The sequence below is a fragment of the Nitrospirillum pindoramense genome (genome assembly GCF_007827955.1).
Taxonomy (GTDB): domain Bacteria; phylum Pseudomonadota; class Alphaproteobacteria; order Azospirillales; family Azospirillaceae; genus Nitrospirillum; species Nitrospirillum amazonense_B.
In genome coordinates, this window is the sequence record NZ_VITR01000003.1 from 337,094 (window position 1) to 355,780 (window position 18,687).

The 18,687-nt window shown below is 67.2% G+C and carries 15 protein-coding genes; 4 read left to right on the forward strand and 11 right to left on the reverse strand.

Going from position 1 to position 18,687, the window contains the following annotated elements:
* The first annotated feature begins 93 nt into the window (after positions 1-93).
* Positions 94-1,332: a hypothetical protein gene (locus FBZ90_RS06490; protein ID WP_145730199.1), complete on the forward strand. Its 1,239-nt coding sequence runs from the start codon at positions 94-96 to the stop codon at positions 1,330-1,332.
* A 23-nt stretch (positions 1,333-1,355) separates the two neighbouring features.
* On the opposite strand, the gene FBZ90_RS06495 is transcribed toward FBZ90_RS06490, so the two are convergent.
* The 8 genes from FBZ90_RS06495 to FBZ90_RS06530 form a co-directional block, all read right to left on the reverse strand.
* Complete coding sequence (locus FBZ90_RS06495) at positions 1,356-2,687, reverse strand: carbohydrate porin (protein ID WP_145730200.1); 1,332 nt, start codon at positions 2,685-2,687, stop codon at positions 1,356-1,358.
* Positions 2,688-2,883: 196 nt separating this feature from the next.
* The gene (locus FBZ90_RS06500) at positions 2,884-4,164 is read right to left on the reverse strand and encodes a TRAP transporter large permease (RefSeq protein WP_145730201.1); all 1,281 of its coding nucleotides are present in this window, start codon (positions 4,162-4,164) and stop codon (positions 2,884-2,886) included.
* Between the two features lie 4 nt (positions 4,165-4,168).
* Entirely contained in the window at positions 4,169-4,693 is a 525-nt protein-coding gene (locus tag FBZ90_RS06505) for a TRAP transporter small permease (protein WP_246130184.1), read from the reverse strand.
* A gap of 3 nt (positions 4,694-4,696) precedes the next feature.
* On the reverse strand, positions 4,697-5,692 hold the full coding sequence (locus FBZ90_RS06510) for a TRAP transporter substrate-binding protein (protein WP_186455639.1): 996 nt from the start codon (positions 5,690-5,692) through the stop codon (positions 4,697-4,699).
* Between the two features lie 66 nt (positions 5,693-5,758).
* Entirely contained in the window at positions 5,759-6,580 is an 822-nt protein-coding gene (locus FBZ90_RS06515; RefSeq protein WP_145730202.1) for a 2-keto-4-pentenoate hydratase, read from the reverse strand.
* Between the two features lie 199 nt (positions 6,581-6,779).
* Positions 6,780-8,252: a mannitol dehydrogenase family protein gene (locus FBZ90_RS06520; RefSeq protein ID WP_145730203.1), complete on the reverse strand. Its 1,473-nt coding sequence runs from the start codon at positions 8,250-8,252 to the stop codon at positions 6,780-6,782.
* Between the two features lie 45 nt (positions 8,253-8,297).
* Complete coding sequence (locus FBZ90_RS06525; RefSeq protein WP_145730204.1) at positions 8,298-9,314, reverse strand: sugar kinase; 1,017 nt, start codon at positions 9,312-9,314, stop codon at positions 8,298-8,300.
* A gap of 217 nt (positions 9,315-9,531) precedes the next feature.
* On the reverse strand, positions 9,532-10,563 hold the full coding sequence (locus tag FBZ90_RS06530; RefSeq protein ID WP_145730205.1) for an alpha/beta hydrolase: 1,032 nt from the start codon (positions 10,561-10,563) through the stop codon (positions 9,532-9,534).
* Between the two features lie 136 nt (positions 10,564-10,699).
* Between FBZ90_RS06530 and FBZ90_RS06535 the strand changes: the two genes are divergently transcribed.
* From FBZ90_RS06535 to FBZ90_RS06545, 3 genes are all read left to right on the forward strand, one after another.
* Positions 10,700-12,307 (forward strand): carboxylesterase/lipase family protein, encoded by a 1,608-nt coding sequence (locus tag FBZ90_RS06535; RefSeq protein ID WP_246130185.1) that lies wholly within the window; start codon positions 10,700-10,702, stop codon positions 12,305-12,307.
* A gap of 543 nt (positions 12,308-12,850) precedes the next feature.
* Positions 12,851-15,754, forward strand: a complete 2,904-nt coding sequence (locus FBZ90_RS06540) for a TonB-dependent receptor (protein ID WP_145730207.1) — start codon at positions 12,851-12,853, stop codon at positions 15,752-15,754.
* A gap of 274 nt (positions 15,755-16,028) precedes the next feature.
* On the forward strand, positions 16,029-16,382 hold the full coding sequence (locus tag FBZ90_RS06545) for a hypothetical protein (RefSeq protein WP_145730208.1): 354 nt from the start codon (positions 16,029-16,031) through the stop codon (positions 16,380-16,382).
* A 4-nt stretch (positions 16,383-16,386) separates the two neighbouring features.
* Here the strand turns inward: FBZ90_RS06545 and FBZ90_RS06550 are convergent, their stop codons facing one another.
* From FBZ90_RS06550 to FBZ90_RS06560, 3 genes are all read right to left on the reverse strand, one after another.
* Positions 16,387-17,475: an NAD(P)H-dependent flavin oxidoreductase gene (locus tag FBZ90_RS06550; RefSeq protein ID WP_145730209.1), complete on the reverse strand. Its 1,089-nt coding sequence runs from the start codon at positions 17,473-17,475 to the stop codon at positions 16,387-16,389.
* 111 nt (positions 17,476-17,586) lie between these two features.
* Positions 17,587-17,799, reverse strand: a complete 213-nt coding sequence (locus FBZ90_RS06555; RefSeq protein ID WP_145730210.1) for a SlyX family protein — start codon at positions 17,797-17,799, stop codon at positions 17,587-17,589.
* A gap of 126 nt (positions 17,800-17,925) precedes the next feature.
* Complete coding sequence (locus FBZ90_RS06560) at positions 17,926-18,483, reverse strand: helix-turn-helix transcriptional regulator (RefSeq protein WP_145730211.1); 558 nt, start codon at positions 18,481-18,483, stop codon at positions 17,926-17,928.
* Positions 18,484-18,687 lie beyond the last annotated feature (204 nt).

The following is an 18,687-nucleotide window of genomic DNA, read 5'->3' on the forward strand; positions in this document are numbered from 1 at the left end:
CGATGGCGATACCGTGAGATGAGCCCCACTGTGACTGATGCGCGTCTTCCGCAGAGCCTCCGACCTGGCGTGGCCGGCCATTTGACCAGCCCCATGCTCGGCAAAATCCTGGCCGTTGTTGTCTTCTCCGCCTTGCTGATCAGCCGTGACGCCGATTGGGTGTTGCATCCCACCTTGTGGGCGGAAGACGGCGTCATCTGGTTCCAGAACGCCTATGCCAAGGGCTTGAGGGTCCTCCTCATGCCCAGCGCCGGATACCTGAACGTTTTCCCCTATGCCATGGCGCTGGTCGCCCGGGACCTGCCGCTGGGATGGCTGCCGGGCTGGATGATGGCGGGTGGGTTCATGGCTCAATTGGCGCCGGCCCTGTACCTGCTGTGGCGCGGGGCGCCGTTGGTCCCATCGGTCTGGGCTCGCTTGGCTATTGCTATCTTTTATTTGGGCGTCCCGAACTCTTTCGAAATCCATTTGAATCTGACCAACGCCCAGTGGCACCTGATGCTGCTGTCCTTCCTGATGCTGGTGCTGCCGGCACCTAAGGGGCGAGGCCGGCGGGTGCTTCAGTATGGCGTGCTGTTGGTCAATGGGCTGAGCGGGCCGTTCTGCCTGTTCCTGGCACCTGTCGCGCTGTGGCAGTGGCGGAGTTCCGGCCCCGATCAACGGCGCCACGCCCTCATTCAGGCCGCGATTGTCGGCGCGGCAGCGCTGATCCAGGCTTTGTGCCTGCTCACCATCGGTGCAGGGGAACGGCAGAGCATGGTGCTTGGCCCCAGTGCGACGCGGCTGGCCCGCATATTGACGGACCAGCTGTTCTTGAGCAGCCTGCTGGGCACCACCAACGTCAATCTCCTGCAGCAGGACGCGTTCTGGCATCACCCTCTTATGGCTTGGTGTATCGCGTTGGCGGGCTTGTCCATCATCGCCCTGGCGCTGGTCAAGGGACCATCGAGCTTTCGGAAATTCTTCCTGGCCGGCCTTATCTTGCTGGCTTGCGGGTTGATCAGCCCGGCCAGCGGGGCGTTCGGCGATCAATGGGTCCTATTTGACATACCGGGCTATGGCGGTCGCTACTTCGTCATCCCCATCCTGATCTTTTTCGTCGCGTGCCTGATTCTGGCGGGCAAGGCGCCGGGCAAGTTCCGCGTTCCCGCCTGCGCCCTGCTGGGCGTTTTCGTCGTGGGAATGCAGGCGGACTGGCTGTACCCCCCGCGCGGCGGCACGTTCACCGCCTATCATCAAGCGGTGGAGGCTTTTGAGAAGGCGCCGCCGGGAACCCAGGTCTCCTTCCCCGAGGCCAGCCCCGGCTGGGCCATGGTGTTGACCAAGCGCTGACGCCGGCGGGGGTGACTTAACCCTTAAATCTCGGCATGGAACCGGACGCCCAGCACGTTGGCGGGGCCCCGGTCGCGGTTGTAGGCGGGGTTGGCCACGAACTGGTAGTCCAGCGTCAGGTTGATGCCGGTCCACAGGGCGGCGCTGTAATAGGCTTCCAGGATGCGCTCGCTGCTGTAGCTGAGGCGGCCGTCGCCCACCAGAATGCCCAGGCCGCCGGCGGCCAAGTAGTCGCGGGCGTCGGCGTTCAGCATGTTCACGACACCGGCCAGGCCGGCGGCGTCCTTGTCGCGGCCCCAGGAGGCGCCCGTGACCGAGGCGCCGATGGACACCGACTTGTTCACGTCGGTGAACTCATAGGCCTCCTTGGAACCGTCATTGGCGCTGGCGCGCAGGAACAGGCCCCAATCGTCGCCCATCTGCTGTTCCGCGTTCAGCGCGAAGCCGGCGCGGGTGGCATAGCGGCGAACGTCGCCCGTGTCCGGCGTGCCGCCGGTCAAGGCGGCCACCCGCAGGGCGTCGCCATAGCTGCCCATGTTGGCGTGGTTCTGGAAGACCAGCACCTTCACCTTGCCGTCGCGGCCCATCAGCTGGTGCCGCTCCTCCGCCTCCACCACCAGCTCATACTGGCCGAAGCCGCGCACCAGGGCCTTGTCGTTGGGCTTGCGCGACAGGTCGAACAGGCCGGCGCGCAGGGTCCACCAGGACTGCGTCCATTCCGCCGCCGCGCCATAGCTGTATCCCCAGGCGTCGGCGGCATAGTCGAAGGCGCCGCTGTCCACCACGGTCCAGTTCAGGAAGTCCTTGCGCGGATCGTGGGCGTAGGTGTTGGCATCGAAGATGTCGGTGACGGAGAATTTGCCAGCGGTGATGACGATGGTGTCGGCGGTGCGGCTGCCGCCCAGCTGGTTGGCGGCGGCCTCCAGCGGCTGGACCTCACCGCCCAGGTTGAAGGTCTGGCGGAAAAAGGCCCGGTCCAGGCGGATGTAGGGCTCGCTCTCACCCACCTTGTAGGCTTCGGCGCTGGGGAAGCCCGCCACGCCCAGCGTGTTGCTGAGGCCGAAGCCCTGGTCGATCTCCGGATTGGCGTAGAACTCCATGCCCGGCCACAGGCGCACGCCGGCGTACAGCGTGGCGTCCATCGTCTCATTGCCCCGAGCGCCGGGATCCAGGCTGTTGGCGCCCCGGTAGGGGGAAGTGAAGCTGGGATGGTACTGCTCCACCAGGGTGAACTGGCCATGCAGGCTCCAGCTTTCCGCCTCCGGCAGGTCGGCGTCGGCGGCACTGGCGGGCCCGCAGAACGCCACGCCACAGGAGAAAGCCAGGATAGGGGTGATGGTGAGAAGCGTTTTCATTTAAATAACTCGCCCGCCGGAGCTTGGATGCGACAACGATGCTTCTCTGGCAAAGTTCCGTTACGGATTTGCGATGGGAGACAAAGTCGTTCTGTGGGTCCGGCGGGCGATATGCGCCCCAAAACAGAATATGGCAAGCTGGGCGTTTTGTCGCAGTCGGATTCAAATGTTCTGTTATTTCATAACGTTAGTGACGTTATTTCATAGCATTGGGCAGCCATAGCGACAGGAAAGGTATGTAGGACACAAGCATCAGGACCACGCCCGCCGCCAAGTAAAACGGCCAGATGGAGCGCATGAGCTGGCCCACCGGCACCTTGCCGATGGCGCTGCCCACGAACAGGACGGAACCGATGGGCGGAGTGATCAGCCCGATGCCGCCGTTCAGCATCATGATGACGCCGAATTGCACCGGATCGATGCCGAAGGCCTTGGCCACCGGCAGGAAGATGGGGGTGCAGATGATGATCTTGGGGCCCATGTCCATGAAGGTGCTGAGCGCCAGCAGGATGAGGTTCATGATCAGCAGCACCATGACCTTGGTCCCTGCCATGGCCTTCAGCGCCGCCACCGCCGCCGCCGGCACCTGCAGGTAGGACATGAGCCAGCCGAAGGCGCTGGCCGCCCCGATCATGAACAGGATGATGCCGGTGGTGTGGGCGGATCCGGCGCAGCACTCCTTGAAGTCCTTCCAGTCCAGGCGGCGGTAGACCGCGACCGTGACGATGACGGCGTAGACCACGGCGATGGCGGCACTCTCCACCGCCGTGAAGATGCCGGCGCGCACGCCGCCGAACACCAGCACCACCAGCAGCAGGCCGGGACTGGCGGAAATGAAGCGTCGCACCACCGCCGCCAGGCCGGGGAAGGGTTCCACGGCATAGCCGCGCTTGCGGGCGATGAGATAGGCCGTGACCATCAGGGCGGCGGCCATCACCACGGCGGGCAGGATGCCGGCGGCGAACAGGTCGGCGATGGAAATGCCGCCGCCCCCTGCCGCGGAGTAGAGGATCATGTTGTGCGATGGCGGCACCATCAGCGCCACCAGGGCGGAGGTGATGGTGACGTTGACGGCGTAGTCGCGGTCGAAGCCCCGCGCCACCATCTGCGGGATCATGGTGCCGCCGATGGCCGAGGCGTCGGCGATGGCGGAGCCGGAGACGCCGCCGAAGAAGGCGGAAGCCAGCACGTTCACCTGGCCCAACCCGCCGCGCAGATGCCCCACCAGGGCGGAGGCCAGGCCGATGAGCCGTTCGGAGATGCCACCGCGCATCATCAGCTCACCCGCGAAGATGAACAGCGGGATGGCGATCATGGCGGTGGAACTGATGCCGGAGGTCATCTGCTGCACCAGCACCATGGGCGGCAGGCCCATGGCGACGATGGCGGCCACGGACGCCGCGGCGAGGGAAAAGCCCACGGGCACGCCCAGCAGCAACAGGACGGCGAAGGCGCCGAAGAGGATGGCGATATCCATGGGCTCAATCCTCCACAACCATGTGATCGGGGGTGGGCAACGGCACCACCAGCCGTTCCGCCGCGAACAGGGCGATCAGCGCCCCACCCAGCGACAGGGGCAGGTAGTTCAGGCCCTCCGGCAACGCGGTGCCGGGCATGGCGATGGACCAGTTATCGGCCATCAGGTCCCATCCCCAGATGGCCAGCGCCGCCCCGATGGCCAGCACGACCAGGCGGGCGAAGGCGTTCAGGAGGGCCTGCACCCGGGGCGGCGCCACCTGGGCCAGGGCGATGAAGCGGAAGTGCATTTCCCGCCGCACCGCCACGGCGGCCCCCATCAGGGCGGTGGTGGTCATGAACAGCAGGGTCAGGGGCTCGGTCCAGCCGGGGCTGTCGTTCAGGACATAGCGGGCGAAGACCTGCCAGCCCTCGGCCAGGCTCATCCCCACCATGCCGATGGCGGCCAGCACGGTGGCGGCATGGGACAGGCCGGTGAGAAGGGTGCCGGCCAGGCCCGTGGGGGCCGGTACGGTTTGGGTCGCGTGCATGGGTCAGGCCTCCTGCCGGATGCGGCGGTAGAACTGATTGCGGTCGGGGTCGGCCAAATAGGTCTTGAGCACAGGTTCCGTGGCGCGACGGAAAGCGTCCTTGTCCACCTCCGTCACCTGGACGCCATTGGCGATGCAGTGGGCGCGGGCGGCGGCCTCATCCTTGTCCCACAGCGCCCGCATCATGGTGACGGAGCGGGTGGCCAGATCCAGCACCAGGTCGCGGTCGGCCTTCGTCAGGGCCTGCAGGCTGCGCTCGGAGATGAACAGCAGTTCCGGCGACATGGAATGGTGGGTTTCCGCCCAGTAGTGCGCCACCTCGAACTGGCGGGTGGAATCCAGGCTGGGCCAGTTGTTCTCGGCCCCATCGATCAGGTGGGTTTGCAGGGCGGTGAACACCTCGCCGAAGGACAGCGGCGTCGGGTTGGCGCCCATGGCCTGCGCCATGGACATGAAGATATCCGAGAGCGGGACGCGGATTTTCATGCCGTGCAGGTCGCGCGGCTCATGCACCGGCCGGCGGCCGTTGTAGATGCAGCGCGCGCCGCTGTCGTAGAAGCAGGCCGCCACCAGGCCCCGCCGGCTCAGGGCCGCCAGCAGGTCGCGCCCCACGGCGCCGTCCAGGGCCCGGCGCATATGGGCGACGTCGTCGAACACATAGGGCAGCGTCAGCACGCCGGAGACGGGGAAGATGTTGGTCAGCGCCGCGAAGTTCACGCGGGTGAAGTCCAGCGCGCCATAGCGCGTCAGGTCTATGGTGTCATTCTCCCGACCGATCTGGCCGGAATGATAGACCCGCATGGACAGGCGCCCGTCCGTCTCCTTGGCCAGTCGCTCCCCGATCCACTGGATGGCCTGGACGGTGGGGTAATCCTGCACGTGCACGTCGGAGGCGGTGAAGGTGCCGGGCGGCGGGGCGCCGGCCCGGGCCGCACGGCCCCCGAGCGCCATGCCCATGCCGGCGGCCAAGCCCCCCAGCAGTTGTCGGCGCTTGATCAATCCATCCCTCCCGTTCGTTTTATTGTCTCGGAACCCTGGTGGCGCGCCCGCCCTTAGGGGACGCCCTCAGGGAGGGCCGTCCGGCAGTGGCGTCGCCGCCACGGCGCGACAACGCAGGACGCCGTCGCGGCCGAAATCCACCGTTGCGGCTTGTCCCGCCACGATATCGTGAATGCCGGTGCTGGCACCGGTGGAAATCAGGTCGCCGGCCTTCAGCGGCCGGCCGCGCCCCGCCAGGTGGCTGGCCAGGAAGCGCAGGGCCGACAGGGGGCCGCCCGGAATGGACGACGCCCCGCCGGTACCGACGCGCACCCCGTCGATGACGGTCTCGCACCGCATGCTGTCCCAGCCGCGCGCCCGCCAATTGGATATCTCGGGCCCCAGGATAAGGCCGGCGTTGTTGCCGAAATCTGACACCACCACGGGTGGCCCCAGGTCGTTGATGGTGGCCAGGGGGCTGCCCGCCGGCTCGATCCCGATGTGCAGGGTGGCCACCAGTTCCGCCGCCTCATCCTCCGTCCACGTCGTCTTGCCCGATGGGGCGTCGGCACCCAGGCGGAAGACATATTCCGCCTCCACCGCGGCGAAGCCGCCGACAAAGACGGGGAATGGCGTCACGTCCGCGTCCCCGGCTTGCCAGACGTTGCGGGCGAAGATCGGGCCGGCCAGGCGCGGTTGGCCCAGCGTCTCCTCCCAATCCAGGGGAATGCGGCCGATCTTCCATCCGGCGATGCGGTCGGGCCACAAGCCGATGGCTACCTCCTGCGCGGCATAGCCCTGCGCCAGGTCGATGGGGGCGGGGCCCGGATAGCCCGGCAGGAACCGGGCGGCGCGCCGGGCCGCCACGAAGGCGGCTGCAGCGGTATGGGGCGCGAAGGCGGTGGTCATGGCCGAAACATCCCGTGGCGATTCCTGTCCTGGACGGTGGCTGCCCTGGCGGCTGGCATGACATGCCGCGCCATGGTCGACCCTCCCTTGGATCCCGTCATTTCTTGACCATCGTGTCTAAAGGAAACCGGTGTCATTTACAAGCCAACTCTACCGTGAGGAGGGCTCCGCCCTCGGGGATCAGGCTTCTATCGTGGGCTTAAATCGCGGCGACGGCGGCCAGTACCGCCTCGCGCCGGCCATCGCGCAGGCGGGCGTAGGCTTCTTTCACCGCGTCGCGGAAACGGGGGGCGGCCGCCAGGGTGGGGGCGAACACCGCCTCCAGCGCCAGGAAGCGGTCCACGTCCCCGGTGCCGCCATCGCACTGGTCCGCCCTGTCCAGCAGGGTGGAGGCCAGTGGGTCGGTCAGGCCGGCGCCCTCGGCGGCCCGGCGGCGGACGAAATGCATCCAGCCGGCGACCACCAGGGCGGGCCGGGAAATGTCGTGCCCCTGGGCCAGCCGGTCCTCGATCACCCCGAACAGGCGATAGGGCAGCTTTTGCGACCCGTCCCAGGCGATCTGGGCCAGCAGGTGGCGGATGGCGGGATTGCGGAAACGGTCCAGGATCTGGCCCGCATACCGGGCCAGGTCATAGCCCGCCGGTGGTGTCACCGTGGGCAGCACATCCTGGAGCATCAGCCGTTCCAGGAACCCCGCCAATTGGGGCGTGTTCATGGCCTCGGCCACGGTCTCCATGCCGGCCAGGCTGCCCAAATAGGCCAGCGCGGAGTGCGGGCCGTTCAGCAGGCGCAGCTTGGCCCGGCCGAAGGCGCCGACGTCATTGGTCAGGATGGCGCCGGCCTTGTCCCAGGCCGGCCGGCCGTTGCAGAAGCGATCCTCGATCACCCACTGGGTGAAGGCCTCGCGCTGGATGGGCCAGGCATCGGCCAAACCGGTGGCGTCCAGCACGCGCTGGCGCAACGCGTCATCGGTGGCCGGGGTGATGCTGTCCACCATGGTGCTGGGGAAGGCCACATGCTCCCGCACCCAGGCGCCCAGGTCGGCGTCCACGGCCGCCGCGTATTGCGCCGTGGCCCGGCCCAGCCGCTGGCCGTTGTCCGTCATGTTGTCGCAACTGATGACAGTATAGGGCGGCAGCCCGGCGGCGCGGCGGCGGCGCAGGCCGGCCACGATATAGCCGATGACGCTGACCGGCGTTTCCGGATGGGCCAGGTCGTGAACGATGTCCGGATGGGCGGTGTCCAACTCTCCCGCCGCGGTCAGGCAATAGCCCTTTTCCGTGACGGTGATGGTGACGACGCGGGTGGCCGGGGCGGCCAGGCGGTTCAGGACCTGATCCTGCGCCTCCGGTGCGCACAGCACCTCGCGGATGGAACCGATGACGCGGTGACCGATGGTACGATCCAGCGTCACCAGGGTGTAGAGCCCGTCCTGAGGGACAAGGGCGTCGCGCACGCCTGGGCTTTTCAGCGACACGGCACTGATCGCCCAGTCGCCGCCCTCCAGCGCCAGGGCGTCGTCGGTGTACACGGCCTGGTGGGCGCGGTGGAAAGCGCCAGGGCCGAAATGGACGATGCCGATGCCGCAGACCGATCGCTCATAGCCGGGACGGGCCACGGCCGCGGGCAGGGTGGCCAGGGTACCGGCGGACAGGGGGGCGGGCGCGGTCATCAGGCGGGGCTCCGAAGGCCAAAGGAGGGATATCGACGGCGGGGATCAGCGGCGCACGTCCAGCCCGCCGGCATCCTGGGCGGCCAGGATGTCGGCCTCGGCCAGGGGCAGGGCGTCGCCGGGAATGGAATGCTTCAGGGCGGCGGCGGCCACGGCGAAGGACAACGCGCGGTCAGGCTCCCACCCCCGGATCAAGCCATGCAGCAATCCCGCAGCATAGGCATCGCCGCTGCCGATGCGGTCGACGATGCCGGCCAGCGCGTGCGTGCGGCTCTGATGCAGGCTGTGGCGGGTGGCCAGCTTGCCATAGAAGTCCTGCTGGTCCACGCTGTGGTGGCTGCGCACCGTGGTGGCGATGGTCTGCAGGCGGGGGCAGGCGTCGAACAGGGCCTGGGCGGCGGCGGGGAAGCGCGCCCCCTCATCCAATTTGTCCACGTCCAGGTCCAGCAGCAGGGCGGCGTCCCGCTCGTTGGCGAACAGCAGGTCGCACTGCTCGATGAAGCCGCGCAGGATGGCCGGGGCGTTGCCGCCGCGCGCCGTCCACAGCTTCTGCCGGAAGTTGCAGTCGAAGGAGATCTTGAGCCCCAGGGCGTGCGCGGCCTGCAAAGCGGCGCGGGCGGCGGTTTCCGCCTGCGGACTGACGGCGGGGGTGATGCCGCAAAGGTGCAGCCAATCGGCGCCGGCCAGCAGGGCCTGCCAGTCGTAGGTGGCCGGATCGGCCTCGGCGAAGGCGGAGCGGGCACGGTCATAGATGACCTCTGACGGGCGGGTCACGGCGCCTGTGGCCAGGAAATACAGCCCCATGCGGCCGTCGGCGTACCGGATGCCGTCCGTGCCCACGCCGTGGCGGCGCAGTTCCCCGGCGCAGGCGTGGCCCAGGGCGTTGTCGGGCAGGGTGCTGATGGCCCGGACCGCGTGGCCCAGGTGCGCCAGGCCCACGCCGACATTGGCCTCCGCCCCGCCGAACAGGGCTGTCAGGCTGGGGCTTTGCAGCAACAGCTCATGGCCGGGGGCGGCCAGACGCAGCAACAGTTCCCCGAACACCACGACATGTCCGCGCATCGCAGGCCCACCCATTCGCATGTATCCTTCTTGGCCATCCTGGTCGCCGCTGGGGATGGACGAAACCATCCCCCAAAATCCTCCCGCGGCCCGTCTGTCATGCGGGCTTGGCGTCATCCATCCTGCCAGCGGCCCGGGACTGGATCAACGACCAATTGACACCGGTGACAATAAAGACATCGGCATGTCACCGTGACAGTGGGGGGCGAAAGGACCTCTACGGCATCATCCCTAGGCCACGGACCCAGGCGATGTAAAGGTCCGGCCACGCCGCGACGGGCAGCCCACGGGCGCCGCGAAGGCCGAAGCCATGGCCGCCTTGCCGGAAGATATGCAGTTCCGCCGGGACCTTGGCAGCGTGAAGGGCGGCATAGAAGCGCAGGCTGTTCTCCACCGGCACGGATGGGTCGTCATCGGCATGCAGCAGGAAGGTGGGTGGTGTCTGGGATGTGACCGACCGCTCGGTGGAATAGGCCGCGTCCTGCGCCGGGGTGGGCGTGGCGCCCAGCAACTGGTTGCGCGACCCCTTGTGGGCGATGGCCGGGTCCATGCTGGCGACCGGATAGATCAGGGCCAGGAAATCGGGGCGGGCACTCTGCTGGTCGGCGGTGTCCACCGGCGCGTAGACCGGGGCGTCGTAGCGCGTGCCCAGGCTGGCCGCCACGTGCCCGCCGGCCGACAGGCCCATGGCGCCAATCCTATGAGGATCGAGTCCCCATTCCGCCGCACGGGCGCGGATCAGGCGCAGGGCGCGCTGCGCATCCTGCAAGGGCACGTCGGCGGCCTGGGCATGGCCTTCGCCGGGCAGCCGATATGTCAGGACGAAGACGGTGACGCCGGCCGCGCTAAGGCGCCGGCCTATTTCATCGCCCTCCTTGTCCACCACCACCCAGCGATAGCCGCCGCCCGGCATGACCAGCAGTGCCGTGCCGTTGGGATGGCTGGGGCGGTACACCACCAGGTGCGGCCGGGTGATGCCAAGGGTGTAACGGTCATGCAGGGTGGGATCGGCGCTGCGTTCCACCACCGATTCCTGAATGCTCACCCCCTCCGATCCCGGGCCCACGCCGCCAGGCCAGATGGGAAAGGGGGCGGGCAGTTCATCGGCCTGGGCTTGGCCCAAGGGAACGCCGGCCGTGATCCAGCCGGCCAAGGCCGCCAAGACGACGCAGGCCGCACGTAGCTTCTTCACAAAAGGCTGGAAACCGGTGTCATATGTGCGCCCGGGATCGGGACGGGTAGGGGCCATGGCATCCCTCCTGCTTTTGATCGGCGATAATAATTGGGTAGCGGGAGGAAGCATGGACCCGGTTCGAATCATCCGCCAAGCGGAAAGTCACGTTTCCTTGTCATGTGCCGGCTTGCCTTCCGTTGATCGGCGCCAGATGCTGGGACTCGGGCTGGGGGCCGCGGCGACCCTGACCCTGCCGGCGCGCGCCTGGGCGGCGTCCGACCCGGTGGTGGTCACGGTGGCTGGTCCCGTGCGCGGCCTGCGCCAGGACGGTATCCATGTGTTCAAAGGTATCCGCTACGGCGCCGATACTGGTCCGCACCGTTTCCAGCCGCCACAGCCACCCGCCCCCTGGCGGGAGGTGCGGGATGCGCGGACCTATGGTGCCGCCTGTCCCCAGACGCATTTCGATGAGCGGCAGTCGGAGGATTGCCTGTTCCTGAACGTCTGGACGGCGGAGGCCAAGGCGGGCGGCAACCGGCCGGTCATGGTCTATATCCATGGCGGGGCGTATTCCCATGGCTCCGGTAGCGATCCCCTCTATGACGGGACCCGCCTGGTTCACCGGGGGGATGTGGTGGTGGTGACGCTGAACCACCGCCTGAACGCCCTGGGGCACCTGTACCTGGGCCGCCTGGCCGGGCCGGCCTACGCCCAGTCCGGCAATGCCGGCATCCTGGACCTGGTGCTGGCGCTGCGGTGGGTGCGCGACAACATCGCCGCGTTCGGCGGCGATCCCGGCCGGGTGATGCTGTTCGGCCAGTCCGGCGGCGGGGCCAAGATCGCCACGCTGATGGCCACGCCGGCGGCCCAGGGCCTGTTTCATCGCGCCGCCACCATGAGCGGCCAGCAGGTCACGGCTTCCGGCCCGTTGAATGCGACGGCGCGCGCCACGGCCTATCTGGCGGCGCTGGGCCTGACGCCCGAACGGGCGGCGGAGGCGGCGGCCCTGCCGGTGGACAGGCTGTTGTCGGCCCTGAACGCCGCCGACCCCATCCACGGCGTCGCGGGCCAGGGCATGGGCGGCCTTTACTGGGGCCCCGTGCTGGATGACCAAGTGCTGGCCCGCCATCCCTTCTACCCCGACGCGCCGGCGCAATCGGCTGCCGTCCCCATGATCATCGGCAACACCCATGACGAGACGCGGCTGCTGATCGGTGGAAGCGATCCTTCCACCTTCACCCTGACCTGGGATCAGGTGCCGGGCCTGTTGGCCAAGCACATGCGGGTGGACATCAACCCGGATCTGGTGGTGGCGGAGTACCGGCGGCTGTATCCGGCCTACAGCCCCAGCGATGTTTTCTTCGCGGCGACGACCGCCGGCCGCTCCTGGCGCGCCGCCGTGGTGGAGGTCGAGGCGCGCGCCGTCCAGGCCCAGGCGCTGGGCCAGGAAGCGGGGGGCCAGGCGGCCGCTCCCACCTACGCCTACCAACTGAACTGGGGCAGCCCCAAGGACGGCGGCAAGTGGCGGGCGCCGCATACGTTGGACATCCCCCTGGTGTTCGACAACACCGCCGTGCCGGACGCGCTGTCCACCGACAGCGCGGAAGCGCGGCGCATGGCGGATCAGATGAGCAACGCCTTCATCGCTTTCGCCCGAACTGGCGATCCCAATGTCGGCGGCGCGCCCCGCTGGACGCCCTACACGCTGGCGGGGCGGGAGACCCTGGTGTTCGACCTGGAGTCGCGCCTCGAGGCGGATCCCCGGGGGGCCGAGCGGCGCCTTTTCGCCCAGGTTCCCTTCACCCAGCAAGGGACCTGAAAGGCCGCCGGACGGCCCTAAAATCCGCAGGGGGAAACGGCATTTCCGCGACGGATGGCGAGCGGGTGGACCGGACGGCGCTGCAAACAACTCTTGGTGCTTGCATCGGTCGGTAACCGGTGTCATTTTATGGGCAACGGCGATGGCCAGAAAGGCCACCAAGACGCCGATAAACGGGAGGGTGCGGGATGCCGACACGGATGGGCAGGGGCTCGGGCGCCAAGAATGGCCGCCACGCCTCACATATTTTCCTGAACACATCATCGGAAGGTCTGGACGCGTCGCCGCCATTGGCGCGGCGCTGACACGGCTTCCAGGCTCCGCCCCGCCGGCCGGTTCTCTGTGCCGGCCTCGTTGGCGGATTAAAATTGACACCGGTCCCAAAAAGGATCGGACGGCTGGGGAGGCCGGACGGTGGGCATGACCAGGCGACAACGTCTGGTTTTTCTGGGAACACTTCGCCGGGGCCATCCGGCCAAGTCCTTCCCGGGACGCACTGGCCGGCAAAGCAAAACAACAAGGTTGAACGGAGGATTACGTCAAATGCTCAAGACCACGAGCCGGGCGCGGCGTCGCACATTGTCCACCCACGTTTCCGGGGTGGCGCTGCTGCTGGCCTTGACCGCGGGGGGCGCCGGTTCGGCGTACGCCGCCGACCAGGCTTCGGACGCGCCGGCCGCGTCGGCGGCGGACCAGGCGGCCGCACCGGCGGAGCAGGCGGGCCAGGCTTCGCCGCCCCAGACCGCGGTGCCGCCGGGGGCTGGTGACGCGCTGGATGAAATCGTCGTCTCCGGCTTCCGTCGCAGCCTGAACATCGCGTTGCAGGCCAAGCGCGAGAGTTCCGGTGTGGTCGACAGCATCGTGGCGGAAGATATCGCCAAATTCCCCGACAAGAACCTGGCCGAATCCCTGCAGCGCATTCCCGGCATCGCCATCACCCGCGACGCGGGCGAGGGGCGGCAGATCTCCGTGCGCGGCCTGGGCCCGGCCTTCACCCGCGTGCGCATCAACGGCATGGACGCGATCGCCACCACCGGCAGTTCCGACGCCCAGGGCGGCAACAACCGCTCCCGCGCCTTCGACTTTAACGTCTTCGGGTCCGACCTGTTCAGCAACCTGACCGTCCACAAGACGCAGTCGGCCGACCAGGAGGAAGGGTCGCTGGGCGCCGGTGTGGACTTGTCCACGCCCCATCCCCTGGACTTCGGTGGCTTCAAGCTGGCCATCAATGGCAAGGCCACCTACAACGACCAGAACAAGAGCAAGCAGCCCAACGGCGCCGTGCTGGTCAGCGACACCTTCAACGATGGCAAGCTGGGCTTCCTGGTCGGGCTGTCCTATTCCAAGCGCGACACGCAGCAGCTCAGCTCCGAAACCACGCGCTGGGCGTCCAACGCCTCCAACGCTTCGGGCAGCTACAATGGTGGCGTCGCCGCGTCGGGCGCGTTGGCCGGTTTCAACGCCCCCAACGTTTTCATGCCGCGCATCCCGCGCTACAGCGTTTATGAATACAACCAGAGCCGCGCCGGCCTGGTGACCTCGCTGCAGTGGAAGCCGGACGAGGACACGGAGATCAGCCTGGACGGCGTGTTCTCCGACCTGTGGGGCACGCGCTCGGAAAACGACCTGGAGGCCATCAGCTTCAGCCAGGCGCGCACCACCGTGGGCAGCATCGTCACCGGCAAGCCGGTCATGCAGATCACCTCGGGCACCTTGGACGCCAATGGTAACCTGATCGCGGGCACCTTCAACAATGTCGGCATCCGGTCCGAGGCGCGCTATGACGTGCTCAGCACCCAGTTCGGGCAAGAGACGCTGAACATCAAGCACAGCTTCTCCCCCAGCTTCCGCATGAACGCGCTGGGCGGCTACTCGATCTCCGCCTTCAACAATCCGGTGCAGACCACCATCACCCTGGATCGCACGGGCAGCAACGGCTACTCCTTCGATTATCGCGCCAACAGCCAGCTGCCGGTGCTGTCCTATGGTTTCGACGTCACCGACCCGGCGAACTGGAAGCTGGTGAACGGCCTGTCCAACATCCGCCTGCGGCCCAACGGCACCCAGAACACCTACGGCAACGGCGACCTGGACTTCGAATATGACGTCAGCAACGAGCTGACGCTGAAGGCGGGCTTCCAGTTCAAGGACTTCACCTTCACCACCTACAACAAGACGCGTGCTTCGGAAATCGCCGTTCCCAACCTGCCGGCCGGCGTCACCCTGGCCAGCCTGACCAAGATCGGCGGCGGCGTGGGCGGCTTCGCCCCGGCGGGCACTCCCAGCAATTGGCTGGTGGCCGACATCGACGCCTTCGCCAACGCGCTGAACATCTACAGCAAGACCGGCACCTTCTCCGTCAGCCAGACGGGCACCGGCTCGCTGGGCAGCAATTACGCGGTGGAGGAGAAGGACTACGGCGGCTACGTCCAGGCCAACTTCAAGACCGACCGGCTGGGCCTGCCCATCCGCGGCGATGTCGGTGTCCGCTTCGTCACCACCGATCAGAGTTCGTCCGGTTACCAGGCGGTCGGCAGTAGCCCGACCTGGGTGACGGTCGGGACCGACTATCATGATGTGTTGCCATCCATGAACCTGGTGGGCGAGGTCACGGATGATTTCCTGATCCGCGCGGCTTTGGCCAAGGTCATGGTGCGCAATGATCTCAGCGGCCTGAACCCGGGCGGCAGCGTCAACGTGGCCGGCACCAACCGCACGGTCACCTCGGGCAATCCCTACCTTAAGCCCATCCGCGCCAATACCGCCGACCTGTCCTTCGAGTATTACTACCAGCCGGGCGCCTTGATCTCGCTGGGCCTGTTCTACAAGGACATCAACAGCTACGTGCAGACGCTAAGCGAGAACAAGGTCTACAACGCGTCCGGCCTGCCGCTCAGCCTGCTGAACGGCACCGGCCTGACCGGCAACGAGGTGTTCACCTTCAGCACGCCGGTGAACACCAAGGGCGGCGACCTCAAGGGCCTGGAAGTGAATTTCCAGCAGCCGTTCAGCTTCCTGCCGGACTTCTGGAGCAACTTTGGCATCCTGCTGAACTACACCTACGTGGACAGCCGCATCAATTATCTGCTGTCGGCGACCTCCACCACCACCACGCTGGCCGACCTGGTCGGCCTGTCGAAGAACGCCTACAACGGCACCCTGTACTATGACGACAAGGTGTTCAGCGCCCGCATCTCCGCCGCCTATCGCAGCGGCTACCTGACCCAGGTGCCGGGCCGCAACGGCAACGATGTGGAGGGCACCAACTCCACCATGAACGTGGATTTCGCCTCTTCCTACGCCGTCAACGAGCGCCTGACCTTCAGCTTCAACGCCATCAACCTGACGAACGAGTGCAACAGCCAGTATGTCGGCTCGGTCAACCGGTTGAACTATTACAACTGCACCGGCCGCATCTACGAAGCCGGCTTCGCGTTCAAGTACTGAGCCGGCTCAGGCCGGGGCGCGGGTGAGGCGGCGTCCCGGTTCTTCCCGTAGCCTCAAGACCCTTATGTGCTCCAACTTCCCGACGCGCGCTGGCACCCGTCCGGCGCGCGTTTTTTCATTCGCGTTTTTCTATGCCCTTGGCGTACCCGAAGTTGTGCGGGCGCTGCCGTCATGGTTCACTGAGCGAAAGGCGTGGCAGCGGACGGGGCAGGGCATGCAGTGCGCGCGATGGACTTGTCTGCTCGGCATCCTTTTGCTGGGCCCAGGGCCAGCTTTGGCCCAGACCATCTCTCCGCCCCCACCATCGCCCACGGCCCTGATACCGGCCAAGCCCAAGGCGGCCCCGGCCCCGCCCGTACCAGCGGAACCCGAAGCGACACTGCCCGACTTTATCATCCAGGCCCCCGACTTCGTGTTGCCAGACCCCTTGGAGCAGGACCGGTTCTTGCGGGAGGAGGCGGAGAAATGGCGCTTCAACAATATGGAGACGTACTTGAATCCCGGTAAGGAGGATAGATACCTGCGCCTGCCGGAGATGAACACGGGCACGACCCGGGACCAGCGCTATCTGGGAACCCAGTTGCATCCCTGCAAACTGACCAAGGATCACGTCCTCACCTGTCGCTGATCCATCAGCTGGCCAGCGGTTCCCCACCCAGACGTTTCAGCGCGTCCGTCGCCAGCGTCCGTGTCAGGTCGCCGGCGGGCAGGGCGCGGCCCAGACGGGCGGCCTGTCCGGCCCATTGGTTGGTGAAGTCGCCAGAGCCCGCCGCCTCGGCCTTGGCGCGCAGGGGGGCCAGGGCGCCGCCGGCGGTAGGAAAGGCGGTGGGGGCGTCAGACAGGGGCCCCACCTCCCGCATCAGGCGATTCACGATGCCGCGCGCGGGGCGGCCGGTGAACAGGTTGGTCACGGCCGTGCCATCGTCGGTGACGCTGTCCAGGGCCTGGCGATGGACTTCGGGTATCTTGATCTCCGGACAGAACAGGTAGGCGGTGCCGATCTGCACGGCCGACGCGCTCAGGGCCAGGGCCGCGACGATGCCGCGCCCGTCGGCGATGCCACCCGCGGCGATAACCGGCACCGACACGGCGTCCGCGACCTGCGGCACCAGGGCGAAGGTGCCGACTTGCGTCGCCATGTCGTCCGACAGGAAGTTGCCGCGGTGCCCGCCCGCCTCCAGCCCCATGGCGATGACGGCATCGACGCCGTGGTGCTCCAGCCAGCGCGCCTCGGCCACCGTGGTGGCGGACGCGATGACCTTGGCCCCCGTGGCCTTCACCCGGTCCAGCAGAACCTTGCCCGGCAGACCGAAATGGAAGCTCACCACGGCGGGCTTCACCTCTTCCACCAGGGCGCAGAAATCGGCATCGAACGGGGTGCGGCCGCCGGTCGGGGGCGTGTCGGCCGGGTCCAGCCCCAGTTCCACGTAATAAGGCGCCAGACGGGCGCGCCAAGACAGGAGGCGGGCCGGATCCGGAACGGGGGGCGTGTGGCAGAAGAAGTTCAGATTGAAGGGCCGGCCCGTGCCTTGCCGTACCTCTGCCACTGCGGCTTTCAGGCCGTCCAGCGTGTATTGCGCGCCGGGCAGGGAGCCCAATCCCCCCGCCTCGCTGACCGCCACCGCCATGGCGGGCGTGCTGGCATTGGCCATGGGGGCCTGCAGGATGGGATGGTCGATGCCAAACAAATCCAGGATGCGGCGATCAGGCCAGGCGGTCATGGACGGTCTCCCGTGGGCGATGAGGACTGCCCAGGATGTAGGACCGCCGCTACCGTCGCGCCATGGAAATCTGGGAAAATTGCGCGGCCGGCAGGGTCAGCCGCATCGCCATCAATAATGTGGCGGCGGCTTCTCATCCTGGGGGGAGGGGCGCCAGCCCGCCTCCGCCTCTTGCAGGCGGGCGACCAAGCGGCGCATCCGGGCGGTCAGCATGTCGATGGTCCGGCCCTGGTCGGCCACCACCTGCGACAGTTCCTCGGCCATGCGCTCATGATGGGTGATGCGCGTTTCCAGGTCGATAAGACGTTGTTCGACGGAATCCATGGGGCCGGCTACTTCCTGGGGCTCGGGTCAACCAGGGGCCTCTATAGCACCGGGGATGCCAGAATTTGCCGGATTATTTTTCAACAAGCCGCATCCGCAAACCCCGTCCGTCACGGGCGGCATAGGTCAGGCCGCCTGCGGCTCGCTCACGGCCTGGGCGTCGGCCACCACGTCGGGAAAGTCCTGCACCCGGCGTCGCCAGGCCGCCGGTGTCACGCCCATGGTCTGGCGGAACAGCCGGGTGAGATGCGCCTGATCGGCCAAGCCGCAACTCAGCGCGATGTGGGACAGCGGCTCCGTCGTGGAGGTCATCAGCCGCTTGGCCTGTTCCATGCGTTGATGGATGACATATTGGGTGAAGGGCACGCCGAAGGTGATGCGAAACGCGCGCGAGAAATAGCTGGTGCTGAGGCGCACCGGCAGGGCGACGTCCCGGATGCGGATGGGGGTTGTCAGATGCTCCTGGATATAAGCGTGGACCCGGCGCACTTGCCACGGGGCCAGGCCGCCCGCGGCGGGCGGCGCCTCCGCCGCCTTGTCCCGCAACAACTCCGCCGCCTTCTGCAGGCAACTCGCCGCGGCATGGCTGTCGTTGTCCAGCAACGTCAGGGCGTCGCGGAGCAGGACGGCGATCTCATCCCGGCGCCGTGTGACGGCATCGGGCACAGGTGCGATGGTCAACATGGCTTACATCCCGGCTGGATATGCGCCCATTGTCGGCGCCGCCATGCGCCGATGTCGAATAAATGAGTGCAAATCGGCCGTAAGCCGCGACGCACCGGCGTATCCCGGTGCATGCCGCGTAAAGGTCCCCTCTATGCAAATATTTCCATAATCTTCCTTATCGGTTTTTCGTATGTAGGCGCAAAGTTAAACTGTCAGGCCTGA

Excerpts from the sequence above, each read along its gene's own strand:
- FBZ90_RS06490 (WP_145730199.1), top strand. The coding sequence starts at position 94 with ATGCTCGGCAAAATCCTGGCCGTTGTTGTCTTCTCCGCCTTGCTGATC.
- FBZ90_RS06495 (WP_145730200.1), bottom strand. The coding sequence starts at position 2,687 with ATGAAAACGCTTCTCACCATCACCCCTATCCTGGCTTTCTCCTGTGGC.
- FBZ90_RS06500 (WP_145730201.1), bottom strand. The coding sequence starts at position 4,164 with ATGGATATCGCCATCCTCTTCGGCGCCTTCGCCGTCCTGTTGCTGCTG.
- FBZ90_RS06505 (WP_246130184.1), bottom strand. The coding sequence starts at position 4,693 with ATGCACGCGACCCAAACCGTACCGGCCCCCACGGGCCTGGCCGGCACC.
- FBZ90_RS06515 (WP_145730202.1), bottom strand. The coding sequence starts at position 6,580 with ATGACCACCGCCTTCGCGCCCCATACCGCTGCAGCCGCCTTCGTGGCG.
- FBZ90_RS06520 (WP_145730203.1), bottom strand. The coding sequence starts at position 8,252 with ATGACCGCGCCCGCCCCCCTGTCCGCCGGTACCCTGGCCACCCTGCCC.
- FBZ90_RS06525 (WP_145730204.1), bottom strand. The coding sequence starts at position 9,314 with ATGCGCGGACATGTCGTGGTGTTCGGGGAACTGTTGCTGCGTCTGGCC.
- FBZ90_RS06530 (WP_145730205.1), bottom strand. The coding sequence starts at position 10,563 with ATGGCCCCTACCCGTCCCGATCCCGGGCGCACATATGACACCGGTTTC.
- FBZ90_RS06535 (WP_246130185.1), top strand. The coding sequence starts at position 10,700 with ATGCTGGGACTCGGGCTGGGGGCCGCGGCGACCCTGACCCTGCCGGCG.
- FBZ90_RS06540 (WP_145730207.1), top strand. The coding sequence starts at position 12,851 with ATGCTCAAGACCACGAGCCGGGCGCGGCGTCGCACATTGTCCACCCAC.
- FBZ90_RS06550 (WP_145730209.1), bottom strand. The coding sequence starts at position 17,475 with ATGACCGCCTGGCCTGATCGCCGCATCCTGGATTTGTTTGGCATCGAC.
- FBZ90_RS06555 (WP_145730210.1), bottom strand. The coding sequence starts at position 17,799 with ATGGATTCCGTCGAACAACGTCTTATCGACCTGGAAACGCGCATCACC.
- FBZ90_RS06560 (WP_145730211.1), bottom strand. The coding sequence starts at position 18,483 with ATGTTGACCATCGCACCTGTGCCCGATGCCGTCACACGGCGCCGGGAT.